Genomic DNA, 23175 nt, shown 5'->3' on the forward strand with positions numbered 1-23175 from the left:
GCTTCTTCATAGGACAATTTGTGCTAGTGGTCAAATAGGCGTCGATATTCATAAAAAGCGTAATTATCTGTCATACCTGCTAAAAAATCTCCGATCAGATGTGCCATAGCAGTTTCATTGAGATCTCGACTTTTTTTAGACCACTCAGGTGGTAAATTTTCAGGGTATTCTTGATAATGATGGAAGAGCTGATGAAGCATAGTTTTAGCTTGATTTCGCACTTTTAATACGTTTGGATGGCCATAGAGATTATTAAAGAGAAAGCTTTTTAGTTGTTTTTCTTGCGCTACCATAGCAGGTGAAAAGTGGATAAAGGCGCGCCCCGCTTGATAAATATCAAGCTGGTTTTGGGGGCAATATGTTGCCAAATTTTGCTGCGCAGTATTAAGGACATCTTCAATCATCGTAGCAATTTGTCGACGCTCTATCTCATTACTAAGACGGCTTTTGTCTAAATTTGGATAGGTATCTTTCACCTCTTGTAAAATATTGCCGGTAAGGTTTAAGGAGGCAAGTTGATCAAATTCCAATAAACCGGCGCGGATACCGTCATCAATATCATGGGCATCATAGGCGATATCATCGGCGATTGCTGCACATTGTGCTTCAAGGCTAGCAAAGCAATCCAGCATGAGGTCGTGGCGTCGGTTATATTCAAGAATGCTCTCATGAACTGGACGGTTCGCGCTATGGGGCCCTAGAAGGGGGCCATTATGCTTGACTAAGCCTTCAAGAGTTTCCCAACTTAAATTGAGGCCATCAAAAGCAGCGTAGCGGCTTTCAATTTTTGTTACAATTCTTAAGCCATGAGCGTTGTGATCAAATCCGCCATAGGAATCCATCAATTCATTTAGGGCGTCTTCACCAGCATGACCAAAAGGCGGATGACCAAAGTCGTGGGCAAGAGCAACAGCTTCAGCGAGATCTTCATCAAGGCACAGAGCGCGCGCGAGAGTTCGGGCGATTTGTGCAACTTCTAGCGTATGCGTTAGTCGAGTACGATAATGATCGCCTTCACAGGCAATGAAGACCTGCGTTTTATGCTTTAAACGACGAAACGCTGTAGAATGGATAAGGCGGTCACGATCACGTTGAAAGGGGGTGCGGATTTCACTTTCGGATTCATGGAAAAGGCGTCCGCGGCTTTTTTGGGGTTGAGAGGCGAAGGGAGCACGCGGTCTATATCCCAAGCCAATTTTGCTGATATCCATTGCAAGTTTTCCATTCGCATCTTACATAACAGTTATATAATAAGTATCTATTATGATGAATTGCAAGGAGTTGCGCAAATGGCTGTAGAAATTTCAAGTGCCGCAGCCAAGCGGATCAGCCAAATATTAAGTAAGGAACCGGGTAAGATTGCGTTGCGGGTTTCAGTAGAAGGGGGGGGGTGTTCGGGATTCTCTTACCGCTACGATCTTGTCGATTGTGCCCAAGATGGTGACCTTCTGCTTGAAAAAGATGGGGCAAAAATATTAATTGATTTACTCTCTATCCCTTTTTTAGAGGGCGCTACTCTTGATTTTATTGATGACCTTATGGGAGAATCCTTTAAAATGAATAACCCTAACGCCACTTCGTCTTGTGGTTGTGGTGTGAGTTTTTCTCTTTGAAAGGTAGCGAAAGGGGCGATTCGTCTCGGAGAGGTTTGAGCTTGTGAGACAGTTTTTTATTTTTTTTGCCCTTGCTTTTGTGGCACCTATCGCTCCTTTTGTGGTGGGTGAAGCGTTGTCTCAACCTGTGGTGAGAGAAAAGAAGCCTGAAGGTCATCTGACCTTGACCGCGCGCCTTATGCTGGGAGGCGAGTCTATCCATGACGGGCTTTTTTGGTATGTCTATAACGCTACTTTGGGTGAAAATGATAGATTATTACTTGTTGCAAGCCAAGCGGGTGGGGAAGGGGTGTTCGACTTAGATTCCGGTAGCTATGTGGTAGCGGTGTCTTTTGGGCATGCACGCGCAATGCGTAGAGTAGAGATCAAGGATGGTCAAAGTTTGCATGAAGATTTCAATCTTAACGCGGGCGCGATCAACCTTGATGCCGTTTTGGTTAATGGGCATATTAACGAAAAGCAATTGAGTTTTAGTCTTTACAAAGATGATCGTGCTAATGATGAAACTGGTTTGATTATGGATAATATTAAGCCGCGTAGCTTAGTGCGCCTAGCCGCAGGAACTTATCATGTTGTCTCCTATTATGGTGCGAGTAATGCTATAGCTAGTTCTAATATTCAGGTGAGTGCTGGAAAAATCGCCCAAATGACCTTACAACATCAAGCTGCGCAAATTACTTTAAAATTGGTTCGGCGGGCAGGCGGTGAAGCGATTGCGGATACAAGTTGGTCAATTGCGGATAGTTATGGCGATATTATTTATGAGACAGCGGGGGCTTATGCTTCGTTGATTTTGGCAGAAGGGGATTATGTGGTCACTGCTCGAAACAAGGATCTTATCTATCAAAAAGAATTTTCTGTCTCTTCTGGTCAAGATAAAAATGTGGATGTCATTTCCGATCCAGAAAATGGCGATCTTTTAGACGATTCGGTGGATTGAGTTTTATCTTTAATTAAAGAAATGAATAGCTAGTGGGGAAGGGGAACCCCCGCCCCCATGTAGGCGGGGTAATCAAAGCCTTTATTGAGCTTCTTTCAGGCGTTTAATGTCAGGCGGGGTAGCTTCATGTATTAATTGGTTAATTAAGGTATCAAGTGGCATAGATGTTTGCATTTGGCTACCTAAGCGACGGACGTTTACGCTATGGGTTTCAGATTCGCGCTTGCCACATACCAAAATGACTGGCACTTTTTGCAAAGAGTGTTCGCGGATCTTGTAATTGATCTTTTCATTGCGCAAATCGGTTTGCACAGCCAAGCCGGCGGCCTTTAATTTAGTAGCAACGTTTTCGGCGTACTCATTGGCATCGGATGTAATTGTAGTGACAACCACTTGCAGTGGTGCAAACCAAAAGGGCAGGTGCCCAGCAAAATTTTCGATCAAGATGCCTAAAAAGCGCTCAAGTGAGCCTAATACAGCCCGGTGGAGCATAACAGGCTGCTGTTTTCCCGAATCTTTATCAATATAAAACGCGCCAAATAATTCTGGCAGGTTGAAGTCTAATTGAATAGTGCCGCATTGCCATTCACGGCCAATAGCATCGCGCAGCGTATATTCAAGTTTAGGGCCATAAAAAGCCCCTTCGCCAAGCAGGATGCTAGTTTTGACCCGCCCATTGGAATTGCCTTTAATAGTTTCCAGTACATTGAGCATAATTTTTTCTGCTCGATCCCATAGAGCATCTGAACCTACGCGCTTACCAGGGCGGGTGGAAAGTTTGACTGTGATTTCATGAAAGCCAAAATCTTGATAGGCGGTGAGGATGAGGTCGTTCATCTTCAAACATTCCCCAGCCAACTGATCTTCGGTACAAAAGACATGGGCATCATCTTGGGTAAAACCACGAAGTCGCATAATTCCATGCAACGAGCCTGAAGGTTCATAACGATGCACTTTACCAAATTCTGCCATTTTTATTGGTAAATCGCGATAGGATTTTAACCCATGTTTAAAAATCTGGATATGCCCAGGGCAATTCATAGGTTTGATAGCATAGATTCGACTGTCATCGCTTTCATCGCTAGCGGTTGTTGCCTTGAACATATTTTCTTTATACCACCCCCAGTGACCTGAGGTTTCCCAAAAGCATTTATCAAGTAGTTCAGGACTATTAACTTCTGCATAGTCATGGCTTTCATTGCGCCGGCGCATATAGTTGATAAGGTTCTGAAACATTTTCCAGCCTTTTGTGTGCCAAAAAACTGTTCCAGGACCTTCTTCTTGGAGGTGAAATAAGTCCATTTCACGCCCTAAACGCCTGTGATCCCGCTTTTCTGCTTCTTCTAAAGTATGAAGGTATGCTTTTAATTCTTGCTCGCTAGCAAATGCCGTTCCATAAATGCGAGTAAGCATCGGGTTATTAGAATCGCCGCGCCAATATGCGCCAGCTACCTTCATTAATTTAAAGGCATTGCCTATAAAGCCCGTAGATGGCAAGTGTGGTCCACGGCAGAGATCAAACCATTCACCTTGGGTGTAGATCCTTAGAGTTTCATTATCGGGAAGAGTGTCGATAAGTTCTACTTTATAGGTTTCTCCTTTGGTAAGGAAAACATCGCGCGCCTTTTCGCGCGACCATATTTCTTTGGTGATTGGTTGGTTGCGCTTAATTATCTCCCGCATTTTTGCTTCAATAATCGGTAGATCATCAAGAGTGAAGGGGGTGTCGCGCGCAAAATCGTAATAGAAGCCGTTTTCAATAACTGGCCCAATTGTTACTTGGGTATTTGGGAATAACTCTTGTACTGCTTCGGCTAAGACGTGGGCACAATCATGGCGGATAATCTCTAAGGCGCGTGGATCATCGCGGGCGATAATGTCGATAGTCCCGCTTTGGGTGATGGTGTCGTTGAGGTCATAAATTACTTCGTTTAAGCAGTAGGCTATAGCCTTTTTACTTAGGGATTGTGAAATTGATTGGGCTAGTTCGAACCCCGTTAGAGGCGCAGCATAGTTTCGTTTGGCGCCATCGGGAAATTCTAGAATAAAAGACATATATGACCTCGTAAGTCCAGTCCCGCCAACCAATGCGGGTGGGATTAATAGGAGCTATAAAAGCTTTGGAGGGCTAATTCTATGACGCTTTGTTTTAAATTGCAAATGCCTGTTTAAAATTGGGTGGGCTACTCGTGTTTTTTTGCACAGCAATAACCCTAAGGCTACTACTGTAGGGTGTCTTTAGATTGCAAAGTGTCAGGCACTGGGTCAAAACCACTTGTACCCCATGGCCCACAGCGGCACAGGCGAAAGAGGGTAAGCCAACCACCTGACCACAAGCCATGGCGAGCGATAGCTTCATAGCCATATTCTGAACAACTAGGCAAGTGACGACATTGGTTGCCGATCAAGTTTGAAAGGCTTAGCTGATAAAATCGAATTGCTCCGATCCCTAAAAGGCGGCCGGGGGTTTTCGCCCATGACCCTTGATAGTTTCTGCTGGTTTTATGTTTTCTCATGGGGATATTTTTCAATTTGTTCAATACAATCTACCACGGCATCTAGGCAAAGCATAGCTGAGGCATGGCGTTGAGGATACGCTGTAATTGGGGCAAGAATGGCAAAATCTTCGAAAAATCCCTTAGGGAGAGGCGCTCCCTCGCTGAGCATAGCAAATATGTGGGTTTGTAAAGATTTGAATTGAAGGCTAGACATACCAATAATATGGCTTGCCACTAAAGACGCTGCAGCTTGCCCTAAAGCGCAGGCTTGGATAACTTGCCCAAATTCAATGATTGTATCACCTTCCATTGTAAGATCAACAATGATTCGTGACCCACATAGGCGGGAGTGTTTTTCGGCACTGGCGTTAGGGTTGTTAAGGCGGCCTATTTTACTAATTTGAGCCGCGCAGGTTAAAATCTCTGGCGTATAAATATCGTTTAGCATAACACCTATTTCATTTTCTAATGGGTACGCTTTGTGATTTGTTTATGATTATTATATAGAGCTTATAAAGCAAGTACTAGGATAGCCAAGCGAAATCTCGTGGGAGTTTTTATGCAAAATAATCTTAAAGGTGTAAAATCAAATTTACCCAAATCTCAAATCCAACGCCCGAGCCGTGAAGACGCTGAATCGGCGGTACGCACCCTCCTGTTATGGGCTGGTGATAATCCAGATCGCGAGGGCTTACGAGATACACCAAAGCGTGTGACCAAAGCCTATGAAGAACTGTTTTCTGGTTATCAACAATCGGCTCAAACAGTTCTGGGTACTTTCTTTGAAGAGGTTGAGGGCTACAGCGAACCCGTTTTATTACGCGATATAGCTTTTTTTTCCCATTGCGAGCATCATATGGTACCTATCACTGGTAAGGCTCATATTGCCTATGTGCCCAATGGGCGGGTAATCGGCCTTTCAAAGTTGGCTCGTTTGGTCGATGTTTTTGCTCGTCGCTTGCAAACTCAAGAAAGTTTGACGGCGCAAATTAGTAGAAACCTATCAGAGTATCTCCAGCCTTTGGGACTTGCGGTGCTGTTGGAGGCTGAGCATATGTGTATGGCAATGCGTGGGGTGCATAAAGTTGGCGCAAAGACGATAACCACTAATTTTTTTGGTACGTATGCGGTAGATTCAAGTGCCCAAAGCGTATTTTTACAAATGGTTATACCTCGTCTTTGATAAGAAATTTAACGAATTATATAAATAAATACTACAGAATAAAAAAGAGGCTTGCCACAATGAAAAGGATTTGTTACAGCCCCACAAGTGAAATCGTTTTACTTAGTGCGGTCGTGGCGGAATTGGTAGACGCGCAGCGTTGAGGTCGCTGTGGGGCAACCCGTGGAAGTTCGAGTCTTCTCGACCGCACCATTTAATAATAAAATCAATAGGTTATAGTAAAGTTCGGGAATTTTAGCCTCTTTGATTCTGTTATATTTTTTTGATGTCATCCCCTTACCTTTTTTGTATCTTTTCTATCGCTTCAAGAGCGAGTCGCCGCCGATCAGCACTCTTTGTATAAAGCGATGCCATCTCGTCATCAGTCCATCCAAAAATGGCTTTCAATTGTGCAACAGTCGCGCCTGAATTCGCCGCCCGAGTCGCCGCTAATTTGCGCAAGCCATGAGCTGATTTTTTGATGCCAGCCATGCGGCATGCTTGGCTGAAGGCGATGCCAAAACTTCCTTTTATCAATGTTTTTCCGCTTTTGCCGCAAATGAAAGTTTCTTCCCCTGTTGGCCCCGCTTCAAGAGTTGTTAAAAGCTCGGGCAGGATAGGCAAAAAAACCTCTGTTTGAAATTGGCTCTTTTCCGTCTTTAGGTGAATGACACCATCTTTGACATCTTTCCAACCAACCCGCGCGGCATCACCCCGGCGCAGACCTGTGTAGAGCAACACATCAATCCATACCCGTTCATGCGTACCTAATGGCCAACGCTGGTAGTATTTGTCTATGTCGTCTTCTAACCATATGGCAAACCCTTCCTTATTGGTAAGAGCAGGCGTTTTGATGGCGAGCGTGGGGTTTTCTTCAAGAAAGCCATGATCAATAGCCCAATTAAATACGCCTCTAAACGCTTTCAAAAATTCTCTAGCCGCCGCAGGAGTCTCTTTGCGCCGCTCTACCGCGTCAATAAAGTGCTGACGCTTAAGCGCTTTATAAGGCACATGCCCCATGTCTTTCTCGGCTTTCTCTAAGATGAGCTCGCGTTGCCTTTTGGTAGGAGCAGCTAATTTATGCCACTCCATGCTTTTGTAATATTTATTTAAAAGCCATGAGAAAGAGCCTTCTGCATTGCGCTTGCCTTTAATCGTTATTGGCGTTTGCCCCTGTAATTGGGCAATAGCGCTTTTATAATTATCCACGAATTCTTGTGTACCATATGTGCCTTCTACTCTAATGCGCTGGCCTTTATTGATACGAACATACCAAAGCACTTTCCCATGACGGCTGTGTTCTCTCACTAAATGGGGTGGACGCGGCTTAGGCATAACACTCACAAACAGATATCGTATTTATCGTAAAAAGCATCAGAACTTGCCTGTGTGGTAATAGAGCTTTGAGTGGTTAGCTCTGTTTCTTCTGCGCTCTCGTTGAGATAGATAATAACCTCGCCATCTGGTTTGATGGCTATACGGTCACAGCCTAGCTTCTTGGCTTCACGCAAAGCGCGGGCGATAGCTGGTTGGGTTATGGTAGGAGGTCGGTGTCCCATATATCTTGCTCCATTAGCTGTATATCTTCTCTTATCATCCTATCGCGCTGGATTTGGCGGTAAGCTTGTCTTCAAGAGCCTGCACCTCTTCAAGGAAGGCATGCACACATGCCTCTATCTCTTGAATGCGTGCCTCATCACGCCATAGGCGCTTGATCTCGCTCCTTAAGCTTGCATTCCTTTCGCTAAAGCGTGGGTCAAAACTAATAAAATCCACCCATTGCCGCCCCGTGCACGCCAGTTGAAACTGCATCTGTGCTTGCCATTCGGGCTTAATAATCCCATCAATTAAAAAGCGGGCATGAGTGGTGGAATGGGGGCATTTGATCTCTATCAGGCCATCATCACCTACCAAGCCATCTGGGCTTGCCCCCGCCATGGCAATACTAGGGTGGGGAATAAAGCCACAAGCACTAACCTCATGCCCCGTCATAAAGCTATAGTCTTCCAAGGCATCATACTCATGATCAATGCCCCATTGCATGGCCGCCGTTATATAGGTCTCTATCGCCTTGCCGGTAAGCCGCTCGGTCAATAGCTGGATCTTATAATCCTCATAGGCCGCGCTTGGCAGGCCTTTTGCTGTTCTATGCACAACGCAATACACCTTAGAGGCAGTTACCTTGCCAAGGCGGGCATCAAACCATGCGGCAGTTCTCTGTTCCATATGAACCTCTAAGCAACAGAAAGGGTTTGCGCTTGTGAACTGTGCAAAGCTTGTTTCTTTTTAAGCAGTTGTAAAAGCGTTTGCGCTTGGCTTTGCGATAGGCTTTCAAAGCTTGATGCATGAACCGATGCTAGGGCTTTTGCCTCATCGCTTTGAGTATCCAAGATCAGCTGTTGCACCACGGCAAGCGTTTCTGCATCGGCAAAGACTTCTTGGCTTTCTGATACGGGGGCATTTAAGCGTGTTGCTTCGTCTTCATCATAGATACCAGAGAAGCCAAAGGCATAACGGGCACATTGGATAGTCGCCTTATGGCGTAGCATACGGGCAGGCCATTTACGCCATGGGTCGGTTTGCTGTTGACATTCTTTTAGATATTCCGTGACCTCTATTGGGTCTTTAATGCTTTTGAGCCGTATTGAGCAGGTAATGGATATGAGATTGCCTGCTTGGTCGAAATGATCTTTAAAGGTCATGCCATCAAAGGCTGGATTAGATTTTATGATTTTAATCCAGCCATCAATGGACACAATGGGTGTGATACCGCCACCACGTTTTGGGAACGCGTAAATCTCTTTTGTTAGAGGATTAAGGCCGTAGGTATTGGCAACGGAAATAAAGGCGGCAAATTCTTCAGCTGCTATATTGCCTGTCATGCAAGTTTTCATAATGGTTTGGCGAAAGGCCTCTTCTGAGAAGCCATAGTTGCTTGCCATAAGGGCAAGGGGGGATTGAACAAGTTGGGTCATTAGTGGTTTCTCCTAAGCTGGGGTGGTGGAGGTAGTCGTGATACGGGTAAAGCCGTTGATACAATCATTGCCTGCAATTGTTATGGAGGCGGCTATCTGGGCGTGGTTAGTAACCTTTGCAAAATCAACAATCTTGGCATCTCCCCAAACTTCTGCACTGTCTGAAATCTTCGCATCGCCAAAAACCCGCGCATCGCCAAAAATTCTAGCATGGTCAAAAACCTGTGCATCATCATAAACCCGCGCTTTACCTGAAATTTTTGCCGAGCCAAAAACTAGCGCATAGCCTGTAACTTGTGCCTTGCCATAAATCCGCGCATATTCAAAAACCCGCGCATCATTGCCAACCCAACATTCACCCTCATGGCTTAGGTTGTCCTCGCGCTCAATGTAGCCGCCCAAGTCTCCAGCTTTCACATCGCCAAAGTCGCGTAGGGCTTTGATACGGTGAAGAGTGCGGCCTTGTAATCCTATTATTTCGTCCGTAAGTTCGTATTTCTTTTCCATGCTTATTCCCCTGTAATGATTGTGTTACCAGAAACGTGGATATCGCCGCCTATTACTCCATTACCTTCAACAAGCGCTTTGTCAAAAACCTGCGCATCGCCACTAACCAACGCATCATCACAAACCCGCGCATAGTCAAAAACCTGTGCATTGTCAGCGACCCAACAATCGCCTTCATGGTCTAGGTTCTGTTCACTCTCAATAAAGCCGCCCAAGTCACCCGCTTTCACATCGTCAAAGTCGCGTAGGGCTTGGATACGATAGAGGGTATGGCCGTCTATCTCTTTGATCTCGTTAGTGAATTGGTATTTCTCTTGTATGTAGTCATGTGTGAGGACTGTACCGCCGGAAACGTGCGTATCGCTGTCTATTACTGCTTTACCTTCGATACGTGCGTTGCGTTCAACTTTTGTATCGCCATAAACCTTTGCATTGCCAAAAACTTGCGCGCCTTCAGCAATTTTTGCATCGTCATAAATCTTTGCGTTGCCAAAAACTTTTGCATTGCAATAAACCTCTGCATTGCCAAAAACTTGCGCATTATCATAAACAATTGCATTGCCCACGACCCGCGCCTTGCCTGAAATTTTCGCCGCGCCAAAAACTAGCGCATTCCAATCAAGACACGCATCATCAAAAACATATGCATTATCAAAAACACATGCATCACCCCCGACCCAGCAGGTACCATCATGGCTTAGGCGGTATTCGTTCTCAACAAAGCCGCCTAATTCGCCTGCTTTCACATCGCCAAAATCGCGTAGGGCTTTGATACGGTAGAGGGTACGGTCGCCCACGTCTCTTGTTTCTTGAGTCAGTTCGTATTTCTTTTCCATGCCTATTCCTCCGCTGTAATAACTGTGTCGCCGTCTATTACCCTGTCGCCATCAATATGCGCATTGCCGCCAACACGTGCATTGCCACCAACCCAACAATCTCCTTCATGACTTAGGTTGTCCTCACTCTCAACAAAGCCGCCCAAGTCTCCAGCTTTGACATTGGCAAAATCACGCATGGCTTGAATGCGATAGAGCGTATGGCCGTTCTTTGTGATGCTTTCATCTCTCAACAAGCGATATTTTGGACTTAGAGACGTCATGATAAATTCCTTTGGTATGATTAAGTAGCGATCAAGACAAACCATGCGAGCGTGAAGATGGTTAGAAAGCCTAGGCATTCAACGATACAGATTAGGGCTTCTTTCATAGCGCCCTCACAAAACATCAGACGCACGCAAGCGGTTTTGTTGTTCGTAGGTGCCGTAATAGATGTCTTTAAAGGTCTGTTCTGCCCATTCCACTAAGAGCGTGGCGTAAGCTAGGCTATTGCGCACAAAGGGGCGGGCTATATCATCATCGGGTGCTAGGTCGAATGTTTCTATGTACAGTTCAGCGACCTGTTCGCTTATGTCGATAGTGCTTTGCGTTTTTGGATTAATGCAAAGCACTTGCTCTACGCCGTCCATAGCGGAAAGCATGTCTAAGATATCGCGTTTATCTAAAAATGGACCACTTCTGCCTACGTGTTCTCCGTCAGAATAGGTGAGCAATAAGATTTCATCACGCGTTACAAAAAACGGTGCTTTCGTGTGCATTTCAACCTCCATATCCCTTTAACAAACCAGATCGGCGAGTGCTTCTTCGTGGTTGTGTTTTTCATATTTATAGGAATAGAATACCATATTGGTATAGCATGTGCAATACCAATATGGTTATTTTTTTAATTAGGAGGATAAAATGAAGGAGAGATCCCAATTAGACAGAAAGATTTTAGAAGTTTGGGCATTATTAACAAAGGAGTATTTTATCGCTTTTGTTCGTCGTAAAATGATACAAGGAGATCTAAGAGCTTAAGCTTTTTTGCTTCGCTTAGATGATCAAGCAGCTCTTTTATTTGGTCATCTAAGCTCCCAGACGAAGAATTTGGAAAAAGAAGTTGCTGGGGCGTAACCTCTAGGTGAGGAGCTAAGCGTATCGCCCATTCTTTTGTTAGTTTACGTTGTCCACGCTCTAAACGGAAAATCTGAGGTTGGCTTGTGCCTGCACGCTTAGCTAATTCAGCTAAGGTAAGCCCAGCTTTTTCTCGAAAATGCCTTAAATTGCTCATGCTTCATACAGTAATGCAAAAAAATATTTTTTCAAATACCAATACGGTAAAATAAGGCTTGCCATAATAATACCTAAATGGTATGTAATTTTTATGATGAACCTCAAATGTTACCTGAAGGAAAATCAGATAAGTCACGCTACGTTCGCAAAAACGATTGGCGTCACTGCTGTATCGGTAAGTAGATACATAAATGGAAAGCGATTACCCCGCCCAGAAACAATAAAAAAGATCGCCTTGGCGACCAATAACTTTGTACGTCCTGATGACTTCTTTTATCCAGAACGGTTGCAAGCGCTTCTAGCACAGAGAGATAACAGCCAAGAAGCGAACTCCCCTCCTTGCGGTGCCTCCGACTTACCGCAGGACGCCGCCCGCGCCCAGTCAAACCCCCGAGTGGGCGCGGGTGGTAATCAACACAACTATAGCGTGCATACATAAAGAGCACACCCAAAACAAAGGCACAGATAACCGCATGCCCAAAATGTTAAAGCCTAAAGGAATACAACCATGCTACTAGGACTCATTTTTGCCTTCGTATCAGCAGTCTATCTAATTTCCATGGCTAGCGGTTACTACGCCCACCGCCTCGATAAGCGCATAATAGCCAAACAAAAAGAGGCCATAGAAGAGCTTACCAGTACGCTAATTAAAGCAGAAAACGCCCTAAACAAGCAAGAATACATGATCAAAAACCTTAGCGGCTTTCTTAAAGGCGAACATCCTAATGTCCACCTTGTCCGTATTGGCATTGGCGCTAAAGGCAACGATCAAATCGCAAACGATGAAGATAATTCATCAGAAGAACACGCAAAGATGCATTAGGGGATATGGGGAAAGACATGACCACAATAGAAATACTATTTTCAATAATATCTACAGCACTCCTCCTGCTTTGCCTTGGATTTTATTTCAACGCTTATGCTTTTAAGAAACTATTGCAAAAGCGTTCTGGAAAACAAAGTACGCTTATCGTTGATTACCTAAGCGCCATGCAAAAGCAGATTGATATAATTATTAGCCAGCAGGAGGATATTATTAAGGGTGAGAAAGGACGAGACCTAGAACGATTGAGAGAGTCTATCAAGTCTTTTGACAGAATGCGTGAACAACGTGAGAAAGAAGGAATGAAAGCCTCCACAAGCCCATAAAGCCCTTCTAGGACAGAGGTATATGCACTGCCTTTTTAAACTAGGGCGTCCTCTCTTCTATCTCACATTTCAGGTATCCACCAAATGGTATCTTAATTATTTGATAGGGGTCTAGAGAAGGTGAATATTCAAGAAAAAGCGATATTGGATCATTATAGTCATTGTATTCTTGTAGTGTCTCCATATACAGTTCAAAACGAATACTTTCATTTATCCCTAGGTTAAAAATATTATTTACTCTTTCTTCTGAGAAATAATTTATGTGTCCTCCTTTTTTATTTAAAAGAATACGCTTTTCAGATGAACGCTTGGCGTAAAGTACTTCATCATTTAAATCTTTATTTTCTTTTATATGATGAAGATCATTGTATTTATTGGATGCAAAAGCGTCATCATCAAATTTAAAAGGACTTTTATCAGATATGCTTATACTACGCAATTTTATAAAACCATTTGAATCATTTTTAATATTCCCAATACAAAGCACCTTATACACGATAGCTTCGCCAAGCCGTGCAATCAATCGCCGTAGAAAGAAGTGTGATTGTATTGTGAGGCCTGCGCCTATTTTTTCAATTTTTCTCTCTTCTCGTTCTTCGAATAAGAGATTAGCTATGGTTTTTAGGTATTCATTGGTTTGCTGTAAAGCCGTATTCTGCTCTTCAAGTGCTCTGTTTTGCTTTTCTAGTTCTTTAGTGTGCTGTTCAAGAAATTTTTCCAACAATGCTTACTGGTTTTGATGGTGACAAAGAGCGGCACGAGGATCTTTCAGAAAAAAGACGCAAGGCGGGTCTAGCAAGCGTACAAGCAAAATCCATAAAAAAACAACATGTTAGCGAGGATGTTCCAACAAACGTTCAACAAAACTTCAACAAACGCTCAACAAAATTCAACACATGTTGACCATATAGAAGAAGATAAAGAAGAAGATATAGATATTAAAAATATTTGTTCTAACGAACAAATACAAAAAAAATCGCCCGACGATGGCCAACCAATCAACAGCGCAATGGCGCTTGAGACCACGGACAGCATTAGCAAATCACCAGCAAAGCCGCCGGAGCCTACGCAAGCCCAGCTACAAAAATCCGCGCTTGAGGAGGAGTTCGACGGGATTTTTTGGGGAGAATACGGGCATAACGTCAACAAGAAAAAAGCGCGTGAAGCCTTCATCAAAGCCCGCAAGAAATACGCTCTCAAGGTGATTATGGACGGGGTAAGGCGTTATAAAAATTCCCGAGAATACCACGAATTTCGGATGCACGCCGCTACCTTTCTCAACAATGCTCGCTGGAGTGATGATTTTACACCCTTAGGAACCAATTCCACCGCTATGTGCCCTTATCCCACGCCTAAGCCTTCCGGCAATCGCCATGTAGCAGGCGCGAGCATTCTAGCCAATATCGAAACGTCAAAGCGTGTAATGCCGCGCTTGCAAGAAATCCACGAAAGGCTATTGGCCGATGCTAACCATTGAAACATTCCTAAGCCAACTCAACAGAATGGCCGCTTTGCTGCAATTAGAATTTACAGATCACTGGAGTGAATTGCTTTATTGCGAGCTTGCCCCGCTTTTTACCGATGAGGAATTCGCGAACACGTGCAAGCAAATTCTGCACAATGAGCAAACCTACGGCAAAATGCCCAGCCCCGCGCTCTTCGTCAAATATAGCCGCAGAAAGCAACCAACAGAGGACGTGCGCCATGAAATTGAGCGCGCACGTTTCATCAGCAAAGTATCTGAATATATTAGCTCTAATTTTATCTCGTCCTATGAAAAAACAGTTTTCAATGAGTCTTTGACGCCCCGTGAACACGCTTGTTTGCGCCAATTTGGGGGGATTTCGGAGCTCTGGAAACAGGTCAATAATGAGAGGTTTTCTACGCACGTTGCGCATGTTTTACGCCGTGTCGGAGATGTTTTTGACACGATCAGCAAAGTAGAAGAAGCAGAAACGTACTTATTGACCACACGTACCGAACACAAACAGCTAGGCGGTTTTGTTAAGCTTGGCAATGTCGTGAAGTCCTCACCGTCTTTGCAGAGCAAGAGCGAAAAAGATTTAAAAAAAAACGCGCAAGCGTAAATTAAGGAAAAGGAAAAATGACAAGTTTGAATAAAGTATGCTTGATTGGCTGTCTTGGCCAAGATCCAGAAATCAAAACCGTCCAAAGCAACATGGGACATTGATTGCAGTGTGGTTACGTTGTTAATTGGAAAGTCCGATGACGTTTGGTTATGTATCTTCTTGGTTGGACTTTTTATTGGAATGCCTCAAGGTATTAATCTTTTTTATGCATAAATAAAATGCATAAACTATTACTATAAGTAAAATACTTATAAAAAGTATAATAATATCTTTTTTTATGTATTCTGAAAGACTTAATCCTGATTTTTTAAATGATGAGTAAAAATAAACTAATATCATAAAAAAATCTAAAAAGAACATTAGGTATATTTTCAATTTTACATATATTTTTTGAAAAAATTTAATCATAATGCGTTATACCCCCACAGTTATAAAAAGAATCACATTAAATGTAACGCTCATTACATATATTCACAACAGCTATAAAAAGAAGTAGTTTCAAAACCCACTTTGCTAAAAAATAGAGAGAAAATATTCACCGCCCTATAAAATCTATATATAGTGTGATTATTTATATTACAATACCGTATGTAGATTTATGGAGCAAAAATGGCGAAGGCAATAAAGAAAAAACGTGGACGTAAACGCGTTAAAAATGTGATACGCGAGCCTAATGGGAGGATTTCACGGGCGAAAAAATTTAGAAGACCTGCCCCCCTTCAAGAACCCATTGACCTTTTAGCGATAAAGATGCGCGCAAAGCATAAAGGGCTTTCCCTTGCGGATGCGAAAAGCCCTCTAGCTAATAGTTTTATTGGTACGCTAGTTTTGATTGGCGATAAAAGCGGGATGGGCATTAGTCAGCGCCAATACGATGTTGCGCAAAAATATCTCGAAATACGTAATAACTACCTCTGTGCCAAGGGCTTTTCTCATGGCATTTATGAACATGTTTCAAATAATGGGCAAGAAGGGGCTTCCCAACATTGGGTTGCAATCTGCACCCAACGCCGGAATGATGTTAGGCGTGTAATTATGGAAGCGCAATTTGAGAACCCCAATGATAATTTATGGGCATCCCTACAATATTTAGTAGTTTAAGATATAAAACTACCGCATTTAGTAGGTAATTGCGCCTTGCATTAAATGTTTTGGATCGTCATTTCTTTAAAAATTAATGACATTTTTTGACATATGCTTTTCTATTTGCAATAAATGACGTGTTGTCTTTTCAGAACTGCGCCCAAATTTCCAACATTTTTACGATGTGATGATGACACAAAAAGATTATGCTCCCCTGAAAGCGGGTGCTGGTCGCCCTAAAGGCGTGCCTAACAAAACCACCAAAATACTTAAAGACGCCATTTTACTTGCTGCTGAACATGCTGGTAAAAAGCTTAATCCAAGCAATAAAGATGGCCTTTTAAGTTATTTAACTACCCAAGCAATGGAAAACCCCAAGCCGTTTATGGCTTTGCTTGCTAAGGTTTTGCCCTTGCAAGTCACCGGCGCAAATGGCGCGCCTTTAGAATTGGTTTCTCGTATTGAAATTGTGCCTATGGCGTCAAAGCACGACCATGACCACAGCGAAAATTGAGCTTATTCCTAAGCTTATTCCCCTTTTTGATGGTGTTTGTGATGTGCGTGCCGCTTAGGGTGGACGTGGATCTGGTAAAACGCGCTCTTTTGCCTTAATGAGCGCTTTACGCGGCTATCAATATGGGGCAAGTGCCGATAAAGGCGCTAGTGGTATTATTCTCTGTGCGCGCCAGTTTCAGAACTCCCTAAGCGAAAGCTCGCTTGAAGAGGTTAAACGCGCCATTGAGTCTCATGAGTTTTTGAAGGCTTATTATGAAATTGGCGAAAAATATATTAAATCGCGCGATGGCCGGATTTCTTATGTTTTTTCCGGTTTAGATCGCAATATCGCCAGTATTAAGTCGATGGGTCGCATTTTGATCTGCTGGGTGGATGAGGCGGAACCTGTGACTTCATAACGCTTGGCAAACTTTAATCCCCACTTTGCGCGAAGAGGGTGAAGGTTTGCATTCGGAACTATGGGTCACATGGAATCCTTTGCGCGAGAATGCTCCGGTTGAAGAGCTTTTTCGCTTTACTAACGACCCCAACATTAAGAGCCTGGAAATCAATTGGCGTGATAATCCTTGCTTTCCTAAAAAACTAGAGCGCGCCCGCCTTGCCGATTACGAGCACCGCCCGCAATTTTACAAACACATATGGGAAGGCGATTATTTACGCTATGTTGCGGGCTCTTATTTTGAGAAGGATCTTTTGACGGCTGAGCAAGAAGGCCGTATTGCCCCTGTAGCAAGAGATCCTTTGATGCAAGTCCGTGCTTTTTTTGATATTGGGGGTACTGGCGCTAAAGCCGATGCAACTGCCATTTGGATTGCCCAATTTATTGGTAAGCAAGTACGGGTGCTTGATTATTATGAAGCGCAAGGGCAACCACTGAGCGCGCATATTGAATGGCTACGTGCCAACCAATATGACAAAGCTTTATTAGTGCTGCCCCATGATGGTGCAACACGTGATCGTATTCATAATGTGAGTTTTGAAAGTGCTTTGATTGATGCGGGCTTCAATGTGCGCGTAGTGCCCAATCAAGGCGCGGGCGCTGCAAGAATGCGTATAGAGGCGGCGCGACGCCTTTTCCCCGCTCTTTGGTTTGATAAGGATAAGACCGCGCATGGACGCAAGGCGCTTAGCTGGTACCACGAAAAACGCGATGAGTTTCGCAATATTGGTCTTGGTCCCGCCCATGATTGGGCAAGCCATGCTGCCGATGCCTTTGGCTTGATGTGTATTGCTTATGAAGAGCCTTATCAGCGCCCAAAGCGTCCCGCTTATAGCGAGATAGACACTTATAATAGCTCATGGATGGCGCAATGATGGATGATGTTTCTCATGATGAAAGCCTTGCGCCCGATGACGATTATCGTCGTCTTATGCGCTGGTTTCAAGCCGATATTAAGCATGTGGAACAATGGCGTAAATGCGCCAAGGAAGACTATGATTTTTATAATGGTAAACAATGGAGCGATGAAGATAGCACCAGTTTAAGACTGCAAAAGCGCCCGACCATGACGTTTAACCGCATTGCCCCGCTTGTTAATGCTGTGGTGGGTGCAGAGCGCAACAATCGCCGTGAGGTGCAATTTATTCCCCCGTCAAGAGGGCGCGGCTCTTGCTAATGAGCTTTTGACAGGTGCGGCTGAATGGTTTCGGCAAGAGGCTTTGGCTGAATATGCCGATAGTGATGCCTTCCAAGATACGGTAATTTGCGGCATGGGCTGGACGGACACGCGCCTTGATTACGAAAATAATCCTGATGGCGACCCCGTCGTTGCCCGCCTTGACCCTATGAAAATGGTGTGGCCGAGCACTTGTGTGAAACCAAACCTTGCTGATGCTACGCGCCTTTTTTATGTAGACAAAAAGACCATTGAGGAGGCGCGCGCGCTGTTTCCTCATGCATTGGATGCTGACCTTGACGCCAATATAAATGCTTTGGATGATAGCGTAAATTTTAGCAACATTGATAGTAGTACGCCAAAAGAGGTCACTATCCTTGAATGCCGCTGGTTTGAACACGAGCCTTATTACAAGGTCACAGATCCCCAAAGCGGGCAAATACGTGATATTAGCGAGCAAGAATTCCGCCAATTAAAGCAACACATGCCGCAAATTCACGGCGTGAGATTGACCCGCAAAACGGTAAAACGCGCCTTTTTGGGTAAAAGATTATTAGCGCCTATTGACCAACCCATGACCCCCCATGGGCAACTGGGCTGGGAATGCATTACTGGCTATTTTGATAAGGTCAATAAGCGCTATTATGGCATTGTCGCCCCAACGAAAGACCCCCAACGCTGGGCAAACAAATATTTTAGCCAAGTTATGTATTTGCTTAACAGCCAATCCAAGGGCGGCATTATGGCTGAGCGGGGCGCTTTTGATGATGATAGCCTAGCCGCGGAAAGCCTTGCCCGTGCCGATATGATTACGTGGACAAGCTCTGGCGCCTTGACGGGAGGACGCATTCAGCCAAAACCAGCGGCGCAATTCCCTGCGGGGTTCTTTCGTTTGTTTGAAGAAGCCAAGGAGGCAATCACGCAAGTGACGGGGCTTTCCCCCGAATTTATTGGAACGCGCGAAGTTAACCAAGCCGGCGTCTTAGAAGCCCAGCGCCGCCAATCTAGCTTAAATCTTTTGGCAGGATTATTTGACGCTTTGCGCCTTTATCGCCAACGCCAAGGCAAGCTAATCCTCCATTTGATTCAAAACTATATGGCCGATGGCCGTTTGGTGAAAATTGCTGGCCAAGATAAAGCGCAGTATGTGCCTTTGATGAAGCAGGATGTCACTTCGGTTGAATATGACATTATTGTCGATGACGCGCCGACAAGCCCTAATGAGAAAGAGCGCACTTTTGCTTTGATCATGCAATTAATGCCGCTGATCCAAGAGCAATTAACGCCTGATCTCTTATTTGAATTGCTACGCTATTCGCCCTTACCAGCCTCTTTACTTGACCGTGTGCAAGGCAAAGTGCGCGAACAAATGCAAAGCCAAGAGCAACAAAAAGCAACAGAACTTCAACAGGGCGACCCGCGCGAACGGGCGCAGCAATTGCAGCTACAAGCCGTGGGCGCCAAAGCCCAAGCAGAAATGCAAAAAGCGGCTATTGACCAACAGATTGCGCAAACAAAGGTCTCTCTTGAGCAAATAAAGGCCGCGCAAAAGATGCAAGACATACAAGCTAAAATGGCGCTTTCTAACCAAGAAATAGCGCTAAAAGCCCAGCAAATGGAGGAGCGTCATTATGCCAATGATCTTATGGCAGAGCATTGGCGCGCCTTGAACGATTCAGTCTAAGGAGACCCTATATGGATGAAGACTTTACAGAAGAAGAGCTGTTGATTTTGGGCGAAGGCGACGCGCAAGACGAAGAGCGCCCCGCGCCAGAAGCGCCAAGCGAACAGGCACAAGAGACACAAGAAGCGCAAGAGGCGCAAAATGCCCCGCCCATTGCAGCAGAGGTGCTGGATAGAGAGCGCGAGCGCGCTGCGCTTATAGAGCAGGAAAACCAGCGCTTGCGCGAACATGCCATTCGCTTGGAAGAGCGGGCAAAGCTCCTTCAACCAAAAGAAGAGCCAAAAGGCGAACCAACGCCTGAAGAGGATTTTTTGGGTTATTTAGAGCGGCTAGAGCAAAACTACCACGCGCTTAAAAGCACGATTGAGCAACAGCGCCAAGAAGCCGAAATTATCGCTCAAAATAATGCTGCTATTGAAGACTTAAACCACTCCATTGCCGCGGCAAAAACAACACAGCCTGACATTTTGCAAGCCATTGACTTTTTGACAACCACCCGCGCTAATCAGCTTAAAGTATTGGGCGCAACAAGACCGATCCCTCTATCAGAGCAAGAAATCACCCAAGCCATTGGACAAGATACGCTAACTATCTTGCATGCCTGTAGGCAACAGAGAATTGATCCAGCAAAGGCGCTTTATGACCTAGCCAAAGCATCAGGCTATGTACCCAGCGATGCACCCTCACAAAAGCTTGGACAGTTGGAAGAAAAGCTCAATGCTTCCCGTACGTTAAGCGCATCGGGCGGGGGGACTGTATCCGCCGCTTTATCTTTAGAAGACATTGCCAATATGTCCGACCAAGCCTTCCAAGGCTGGATCAATAAAGACGCGAAAAACCAAGACTACTACGACGAATTACTGAGCAGAATGTAAGGATTGATCAGATGGCAGTAACCACTTATGGTATAAATCACCCATTGGCGGTAAAAACTTGGGCGAAAAGCCTTTTTGTTAAGACAAATAAAGCTCTTGATATCAGCAAACTGATGGGCAAGGGCGATAATAACATTATCCAAGTAATGGATAACATGCAAAAAAGTGCTGGTGATAGCGTGACCGTTGGGCTGCGCATGCAATTGCGCGGCACTGGTGTGAGTGAACATCAAGTTTTGGAAGGCAATGAAGAAGCGCTCAATACCCTTTCTGACACGCTTTTTATCAATGAGCTTAATCACGCGGTGCGCGTGAAAGAGAAAGGCACCATTGACCAACAACGCATTATGTTTGATATGCGCTCTGAGGCGCGCAACGGGCTTGTTGATTGGTATTCAACACGTCTATCCTTGATGTTTTTCTTACAAGTGTGTGGTTACACAGCAACAGAAGCCATTGTCGGCGGGATGAAACAATATTTGTCGCCAGTGTTTTGGGGGTTTAATACGCCGCAAGCGCCTTCATCTCTGCGGCATTTTATTGCTGGTGGTAAGCCAGCCGAAGAATCCATTACGCCGGCCGATACATTTGATTTAAAAATGGTGGATAAAGCTGTGCAACGCGCAAAATTGGCCAATCCCAAGATTCGCCCCGTTATTGTGGGGGGTGATCGGGTTTATGTGCTTTATCTACACCCAACTCAAGTAACCCAGTTGCGTACCAATACCGATCAAGGCCAATGGCTGGACATTACCAAAGCCGTCTACAATGGCTCACGCGCTAAGAACCCTATCTTTGACGGATCGCTTGGCATGTATAATGGCGTGGTTTTGCGCGAAAGCGAATTTGTAACCACTGGTGTTAATTCTAAGACTGGCAAGCCCATTCCTAACGTGCGACGAGGGGTTTTGCTTGGGGCGCAAAGTGCTGTTTTTGCTGTGGGTAAAAACCAAGGCAACACCACCTATTCTATCGTGGAACAGCCCTTTGACTATAATCGTGAATTGGGCGTGGCCGCCAAAAGCATTCTTGGTATCAAGAAAACGCGGTTTCAATTGCCAAATCTTGGAGACGACGCGCAAATAACGCCCCAAGATTTTGGCACGATTGTCATTTCAACTTTTGCCGAAGAGGTTTAACATGTCCGAACTGCCAAACCCTTTACAAGGGCGCGAAAACACCACCCAGCAAGTGGGCTATTTGCGCTACGATTATTGTTTGGATAATAAAGCCCTTCTTGTGGGCATTTTACCTCGTGGCGCCCTTATTTTAGACATAATTGTTAAAGTGCTAGCGCCATTTGGCTCTATTTTGAGTGGTGGTTGCGCAGAAATCTTGATTATTTGATTCAAGTTTTTCAAGAGATCCCTTATTTTTGTTTGAATATTCTGATTTTGTGTATTTTTTCTCATACTTTTGTGTATCTTTTTTAAGATTAAAACGATCCAATAAGCATTCTTCTTTTTGATCATTTCCGTTAACTCATCATAACGATGCACTAAAACACGCAAATCAATACCGCAAGCAGAATGGCCATTTTTCGGTGCTATACGCCAACAATTGATACTATCGCGCATGACAACTAAGCCGTTATGGACTAAATGTGCGAGAAGATGGATAATCGTATTTTCTCCAAGCTCTAATTGCCAACGCTCAACCTTGCCTAATTTAGCATTATCGGCCATCTTGTCATTACTCCAACAAAAAATGGCTTTCGGTTGTGCAGCAGTTGCTCTCGAATTTGCTGCCCGCGTTGCCGCTAATTTGCATAAGTTATGACATGATTGTGCTCTTGTGTTGGTGAGGTTGATCAAACCAGCGTTTTTGGTTCAAAAAGGCTGCAGGTTGTAATCCAGTCGCGATCAGGTGGCCTAGTGCGCTGATAACGACAAGACTAGTAAGATATAGGCTCAAGCGAGTGTTTAGTGTACGGAGATAAATATTTTAAGCGCACTTTTTCGTCCAATTTTGTGTTACGCTCGTTACGTTTTTAGTATAACGTGCATAACGGTTTTTGTTTTGCTTCTCGTACCTTTTCTTCGTAGTTGCAAACAGCATGAACCGCGGCAACTATTTTCTCTGCGCTGGCTCCAAAATTTGATAAAGCAGTAGTAAGATCAATCAAGATATGCATCAGCTCTTCATATCCTCCTCTTCTCAATCTAAAGCGTAATATAAAAGCGCTATGGTGGTTGTTTGGACAATTGTTTATGGCCATACGGCGGCAACAAGCTCACCCTATCTTGCGCAAGTCATAATATTGGATGAACAAGAGGCGAAACATTTTTATTGCAAGGTCTGCGCCAGCATAAGAAATTCTTTAACCTCTATTAAAGACAGCGTATAGATAAGGGTATTC

At 44.4% G+C, this 23175-nt stretch carries 29 protein-coding genes, 1 tRNA gene and 4 pseudogenes; 18 read left to right on the forward strand and 16 right to left on the reverse strand.

Going from position 1 to position 23175, the window contains the following annotated elements; genetic code table 11:
* Positions 1-23: 23 nt before the first annotated feature.
* Entirely contained in the window at positions 24-1211 is a 1188-nt protein-coding gene (locus tag ACK28X_RS01525; RefSeq protein ID WP_412057942.1) for a deoxyguanosinetriphosphate triphosphohydrolase, read from the reverse strand.
* Positions 1212-1289: 78 nt separating this feature from the next.
* On the opposite strand from ACK28X_RS01525, the gene ACK28X_RS01530 reads away from it, so the two are divergent.
* Complete coding sequence (locus tag ACK28X_RS01530; protein ID WP_412057943.1) at positions 1290-1613, forward strand: HesB/IscA family protein; 324 nt, start codon at positions 1290-1292, stop codon at positions 1611-1613.
* A 43-nt stretch (positions 1614-1656) separates the two neighbouring features.
* Entirely contained in the window at positions 1657-2553 is an 897-nt protein-coding gene (locus tag ACK28X_RS01535; protein ID WP_412057944.1) for a carboxypeptidase regulatory-like domain-containing protein, read from the forward strand.
* A gap of 81 nt (positions 2554-2634) precedes the next feature.
* On the opposite strand, the gene thrS is transcribed toward ACK28X_RS01535, so the two are convergent.
* The 3 genes from thrS to ACK28X_RS01550 all read right to left on the reverse strand — a co-directional run bounded on the left by thrS (position 2635) and on the right by ACK28X_RS01550 (position 5499).
* The gene (gene thrS, locus ACK28X_RS01540) at positions 2635-4608 is read right to left on the reverse strand and encodes a threonine--tRNA ligase (RefSeq protein WP_412057945.1); all 1974 of its coding nucleotides are present in this window, start codon (positions 4606-4608) and stop codon (positions 2635-2637) included.
* 167 nt (positions 4609-4775) lie between these two features.
* Positions 4776-5069, reverse strand: coding sequence for a membrane protein insertion efficiency factor YidD (gene yidD / locus ACK28X_RS01545; protein WP_412057946.1), 294 nt, complete (start codon positions 5067-5069; stop codon positions 4776-4778).
* On the reverse strand, positions 5056-5499 hold the full coding sequence (locus tag ACK28X_RS01550; RefSeq protein WP_412057947.1) for an iron-sulfur cluster assembly scaffold protein: 444 nt from the start codon (positions 5497-5499) through the stop codon (positions 5056-5058). The genes yidD and ACK28X_RS01550 overlap by 14 nt, the downstream gene beginning before the upstream one ends.
* A gap of 111 nt (positions 5500-5610) precedes the next feature.
* On the opposite strand from ACK28X_RS01550, the gene folE reads away from it, so the two are divergent.
* Positions 5611-6234 carry a GTP cyclohydrolase I FolE gene (gene folE, locus ACK28X_RS01555; protein WP_412057948.1) on the forward strand — a complete coding sequence of 208 codons (624 nt, stop codon included), beginning with the start codon at positions 5611-5613 and terminating at the stop codon, positions 6232-6234.
* A 107-nt stretch (positions 6235-6341) separates the two neighbouring features.
* A tRNA-Leu gene (locus ACK28X_RS01560) sits at positions 6342-6426 on the forward strand.
* A gap of 84 nt (positions 6427-6510) precedes the next feature.
* On the opposite strand, the gene ACK28X_RS01565 is transcribed toward ACK28X_RS01560, so the two are convergent.
* The 9 genes from ACK28X_RS01565 to ACK28X_RS01605 form a co-directional block, all read right to left on the reverse strand.
* Positions 6511-7548: a tyrosine-type recombinase/integrase gene (locus ACK28X_RS01565; protein WP_412058259.1), complete on the reverse strand. Its 1038-nt coding sequence runs from the start codon at positions 7546-7548 to the stop codon at positions 6511-6513.
* A 5-nt stretch (positions 7549-7553) separates the two neighbouring features.
* Positions 7554-7772 carry a hypothetical protein gene (locus tag ACK28X_RS01570; RefSeq protein WP_412057949.1) on the reverse strand — a complete coding sequence of 73 codons (219 nt, stop codon included), beginning with the start codon at positions 7770-7772 and terminating at the stop codon, positions 7554-7556.
* Between the two features lie 34 nt (positions 7773-7806).
* A complete protein-coding gene (locus ACK28X_RS01575; protein WP_412057950.1) occupies positions 7807-8439 on the reverse strand; it encodes a lambda exonuclease family protein in 633 nt (210 codons plus the stop codon).
* Positions 8440-8447: 8 nt separating this feature from the next.
* The gene (gene bet, locus ACK28X_RS01580; RefSeq protein ID WP_412057951.1) at positions 8448-9188 is read right to left on the reverse strand and encodes a phage recombination protein Bet; all 741 of its coding nucleotides are present in this window, start codon (positions 9186-9188) and stop codon (positions 8448-8450) included.
* A 12-nt stretch (positions 9189-9200) separates the two neighbouring features.
* A complete protein-coding gene (locus tag ACK28X_RS01585) occupies positions 9201-9695 on the reverse strand; it encodes a hypothetical protein (RefSeq protein ID WP_412057952.1) in 495 nt (164 codons plus the stop codon).
* A 2-nt stretch (positions 9696-9697) separates the two neighbouring features.
* On the reverse strand, positions 9698-10531 hold the full coding sequence (locus ACK28X_RS01590; RefSeq protein ID WP_412057953.1) for a hypothetical protein: 834 nt from the start codon (positions 10529-10531) through the stop codon (positions 9698-9700).
* Positions 10532-10533: 2 nt separating this feature from the next.
* Positions 10534-10794: a hypothetical protein gene (locus tag ACK28X_RS01595; RefSeq protein ID WP_412057954.1), complete on the reverse strand. Its 261-nt coding sequence runs from the start codon at positions 10792-10794 to the stop codon at positions 10534-10536.
* 114 nt (positions 10795-10908) lie between these two features.
* Positions 10909-11289: a hypothetical protein gene (locus ACK28X_RS01600; protein ID WP_412057955.1), complete on the reverse strand. Its 381-nt coding sequence runs from the start codon at positions 11287-11289 to the stop codon at positions 10909-10911.
* Between the two features lie 209 nt (positions 11290-11498).
* Entirely contained in the window at positions 11499-11801 is a 303-nt protein-coding gene (locus ACK28X_RS01605) for a helix-turn-helix domain-containing protein (RefSeq protein WP_412057956.1), read from the reverse strand.
* Between the two features lie 96 nt (positions 11802-11897).
* Here ACK28X_RS01605 and ACK28X_RS01610 point away from each other — a divergent pair.
* From ACK28X_RS01610 to ACK28X_RS01625, 4 genes and pseudogenes are all read left to right on the forward strand, one after another.
* A pseudogene (locus ACK28X_RS01610) lies at positions 11898-11990 on the forward strand (hypothetical protein); the annotation flags it as partial.
* A 48-nt stretch (positions 11991-12038) separates the two neighbouring features.
* Entirely contained in the window at positions 12039-12242 is a 204-nt protein-coding gene (locus ACK28X_RS01615; RefSeq protein ID WP_412058318.1) for a hypothetical protein, read from the forward strand.
* Positions 12243-12362: 120 nt separating this feature from the next.
* Positions 12363-12626, forward strand: coding sequence for a hypothetical protein (locus ACK28X_RS01620; RefSeq protein WP_412057957.1), 264 nt, complete (start codon positions 12363-12365; stop codon positions 12624-12626).
* Positions 12627-12643: 17 nt separating this feature from the next.
* Positions 12644-12952, forward strand: a complete 309-nt coding sequence (locus ACK28X_RS01625) for a hypothetical protein (RefSeq protein WP_412057958.1) — start codon at positions 12644-12646, stop codon at positions 12950-12952.
* A 40-nt stretch (positions 12953-12992) separates the two neighbouring features.
* On the opposite strand, the gene ACK28X_RS01630 is transcribed toward ACK28X_RS01625, so the two are convergent.
* Entirely contained in the window at positions 12993-13673 is a 681-nt protein-coding gene (locus tag ACK28X_RS01630) for a hypothetical protein (RefSeq protein WP_412057959.1), read from the reverse strand.
* A gap of 108 nt (positions 13674-13781) precedes the next feature.
* Here ACK28X_RS01630 and ACK28X_RS01635 point away from each other — a divergent pair, with 108 nt between their 5' ends.
* From ACK28X_RS01635 to ACK28X_RS01675, 9 genes and pseudogenes are all read left to right on the forward strand, one after another.
* Positions 13782-14429, forward strand: coding sequence for a hypothetical protein (locus ACK28X_RS01635; RefSeq protein WP_412057960.1), 648 nt, complete (start codon positions 13782-13784; stop codon positions 14427-14429).
* The gene (locus ACK28X_RS01640) at positions 14416-15039 is read left to right on the forward strand and encodes a hypothetical protein (RefSeq protein WP_412057961.1); all 624 of its coding nucleotides are present in this window, start codon (positions 14416-14418) and stop codon (positions 15037-15039) included. Before ACK28X_RS01635 ends, ACK28X_RS01640 begins: the two co-directional genes overlap by 14 nt.
* Before the next feature lie 612 nt (positions 15040-15651).
* A complete protein-coding gene (locus ACK28X_RS01645; protein ID WP_412057962.1) occupies positions 15652-16143 on the forward strand; it encodes a hypothetical protein in 492 nt (163 codons plus the stop codon).
* A gap of 169 nt (positions 16144-16312) precedes the next feature.
* A complete protein-coding gene (locus ACK28X_RS01650; protein WP_412057963.1) occupies positions 16313-16639 on the forward strand; it encodes a hypothetical protein in 327 nt (108 codons plus the stop codon).
* Positions 16620-17955, forward strand: a pseudogene (locus ACK28X_RS01655) (PBSX family phage terminase large subunit). Before ACK28X_RS01650 ends, ACK28X_RS01655 begins: the two are co-directional and overlap by 20 nt.
* A pseudogene (locus ACK28X_RS01660) lies at positions 17940-19941 on the forward strand (portal protein). The pseudogenes ACK28X_RS01655 and ACK28X_RS01660 overlap by 16 nt, the downstream one beginning before the upstream one ends.
* Positions 19942-19952: 11 nt before the next feature.
* Positions 19953-20816, forward strand: coding sequence for a hypothetical protein (locus tag ACK28X_RS01665; RefSeq protein ID WP_412057964.1), 864 nt, complete (start codon positions 19953-19955; stop codon positions 20814-20816).
* A gap of 11 nt (positions 20817-20827) precedes the next feature.
* Positions 20828-21955 (forward strand): N4-gp56 family major capsid protein, encoded by a 1128-nt coding sequence (locus tag ACK28X_RS01670; RefSeq protein ID WP_412057965.1) that lies wholly within the window; start codon positions 20828-20830, stop codon positions 21953-21955.
* 1 nt (position 21956) lies between these two features.
* Positions 21957-22163: a hypothetical protein gene (locus ACK28X_RS01675; protein WP_412058319.1), complete on the forward strand. Its 207-nt coding sequence runs from the start codon at positions 21957-21959 to the stop codon at positions 22161-22163.
* A 164-nt stretch (positions 22164-22327) separates the two neighbouring features.
* Here ACK28X_RS01675 and ACK28X_RS01680 read toward each other — a convergent pair.
* Positions 22328-22501: pseudogene (locus ACK28X_RS01680) on the reverse strand (helix-turn-helix domain-containing protein); the annotation flags it as partial.
* A gap of 305 nt (positions 22502-22806) precedes the next feature.
* Entirely contained in the window at positions 22807-22950 is a 144-nt protein-coding gene (locus ACK28X_RS01685) for a hypothetical protein (RefSeq protein ID WP_412057966.1), read from the reverse strand.
* Positions 22951-23001: 51 nt separating this feature from the next.
* On the opposite strand from ACK28X_RS01685, the gene ACK28X_RS01690 reads away from it, so the two are divergent.
* Entirely contained in the window at positions 23002-23163 is a 162-nt protein-coding gene (locus ACK28X_RS01690; protein ID WP_412057967.1) for a hypothetical protein, read from the forward strand.
* Positions 23164-23175 lie beyond the last annotated feature (12 nt).

The sequence above is a fragment of the Bartonella sp. DGB2 genome, assembly GCF_046843095.1.
Classification (GTDB): Bacteria; Pseudomonadota; Alphaproteobacteria; order Rhizobiales; family Rhizobiaceae; genus Bartonella.

Excerpts from the sequence above, each read along its gene's own strand:
- ACK28X_RS01590 (WP_412057953.1), bottom strand. The coding sequence starts at position 10,531 with ATGGAAAAGAAATACGAACTGACTCAAGAAACAAGAGACGTGGGCGAC.
- ACK28X_RS01645 (WP_412057962.1), top strand. The coding sequence starts at position 15,652 with ATGGCGAAGGCAATAAAGAAAAAACGTGGACGTAAACGCGTTAAAAAT.
- ACK28X_RS01530 (WP_412057943.1), top strand. The coding sequence starts at position 1,290 with ATGGCTGTAGAAATTTCAAGTGCCGCAGCCAAGCGGATCAGCCAAATA.
- ACK28X_RS01605 (WP_412057956.1), bottom strand. The coding sequence starts at position 11,801 with ATGAGCAATTTAAGGCATTTTCGAGAAAAAGCTGGGCTTACCTTAGCT.
- ACK28X_RS01665 (WP_412057964.1), top strand. The coding sequence starts at position 19,953 with ATGGATGAAGACTTTACAGAAGAAGAGCTGTTGATTTTGGGCGAAGGC.
- ACK28X_RS01600 (WP_412057955.1), bottom strand. The coding sequence starts at position 11,289 with ATGCACACGAAAGCACCGTTTTTTGTAACGCGTGATGAAATCTTATTG.
- ACK28X_RS01640 (WP_412057961.1), top strand. The coding sequence starts at position 14,416 with ATGCTAACCATTGAAACATTCCTAAGCCAACTCAACAGAATGGCCGCT.
- bet (WP_412057951.1), bottom strand. The coding sequence starts at position 9,188 with ATGACCCAACTTGTTCAATCCCCCCTTGCCCTTATGGCAAGCAACTAT.
- ACK28X_RS01685 (WP_412057966.1), bottom strand. The coding sequence starts at position 22,950 with ATGCATATCTTGATTGATCTTACTACTGCTTTATCAAATTTTGGAGCC.
- ACK28X_RS01650 (WP_412057963.1), top strand. The coding sequence starts at position 16,313 with ATGATGACACAAAAAGATTATGCTCCCCTGAAAGCGGGTGCTGGTCGC.
- yidD (WP_412057946.1), bottom strand. The coding sequence starts at position 5,069 with ATGAGAAAACATAAAACCAGCAGAAACTATCAAGGGTCATGGGCGAAA.
- ACK28X_RS01525 (WP_412057942.1), bottom strand. The coding sequence starts at position 1,211 with ATGGATATCAGCAAAATTGGCTTGGGATATAGACCGCGTGCTCCCTTC.
- ACK28X_RS01675 (WP_412058319.1), top strand. The coding sequence starts at position 21,957 with ATGTCCGAACTGCCAAACCCTTTACAAGGGCGCGAAAACACCACCCAG.
- thrS (WP_412057945.1), bottom strand. The coding sequence starts at position 4,608 with ATGTCTTTTATTCTAGAATTTCCCGATGGCGCCAAACGAAACTATGCT.
- ACK28X_RS01670 (WP_412057965.1), top strand. The coding sequence starts at position 20,828 with ATGGCAGTAACCACTTATGGTATAAATCACCCATTGGCGGTAAAAACT.
- ACK28X_RS01690 (WP_412057967.1), top strand. The coding sequence starts at position 23,002 with ATGGTGGTTGTTTGGACAATTGTTTATGGCCATACGGCGGCAACAAGC.
- ACK28X_RS01620 (WP_412057957.1), top strand. The coding sequence starts at position 12,363 with ATGGCTAGCGGTTACTACGCCCACCGCCTCGATAAGCGCATAATAGCC.
- ACK28X_RS01625 (WP_412057958.1), top strand. The coding sequence starts at position 12,644 with ATGACCACAATAGAAATACTATTTTCAATAATATCTACAGCACTCCTC.
- ACK28X_RS01635 (WP_412057960.1), top strand. The coding sequence starts at position 13,782 with ATGTTAGCGAGGATGTTCCAACAAACGTTCAACAAAACTTCAACAAAC.
- ACK28X_RS01585 (WP_412057952.1), bottom strand. The coding sequence starts at position 9,695 with ATGGAAAAGAAATACGAACTTACGGACGAAATAATAGGATTACAAGGC.
- folE (WP_412057948.1), top strand. The coding sequence starts at position 5,611 with ATGCAAAATAATCTTAAAGGTGTAAAATCAAATTTACCCAAATCTCAA.
- ACK28X_RS01565 (WP_412058259.1), bottom strand. The coding sequence starts at position 7,548 with ATGCCTAAGCCGCGTCCACCCCATTTAGTGAGAGAACACAGCCGTCAT.
- ACK28X_RS01595 (WP_412057954.1), bottom strand. The coding sequence starts at position 10,794 with ATGACGTCTCTAAGTCCAAAATATCGCTTGTTGAGAGATGAAAGCATC.
- ACK28X_RS01570 (WP_412057949.1), bottom strand. The coding sequence starts at position 7,772 with ATGGGACACCGACCTCCTACCATAACCCAACCAGCTATCGCCCGCGCT.
- ACK28X_RS01550 (WP_412057947.1), bottom strand. The coding sequence starts at position 5,499 with ATGCTAAACGATATTTATACGCCAGAGATTTTAACCTGCGCGGCTCAA.
- ACK28X_RS01575 (WP_412057950.1), bottom strand. The coding sequence starts at position 8,439 with ATGGAACAGAGAACTGCCGCATGGTTTGATGCCCGCCTTGGCAAGGTA.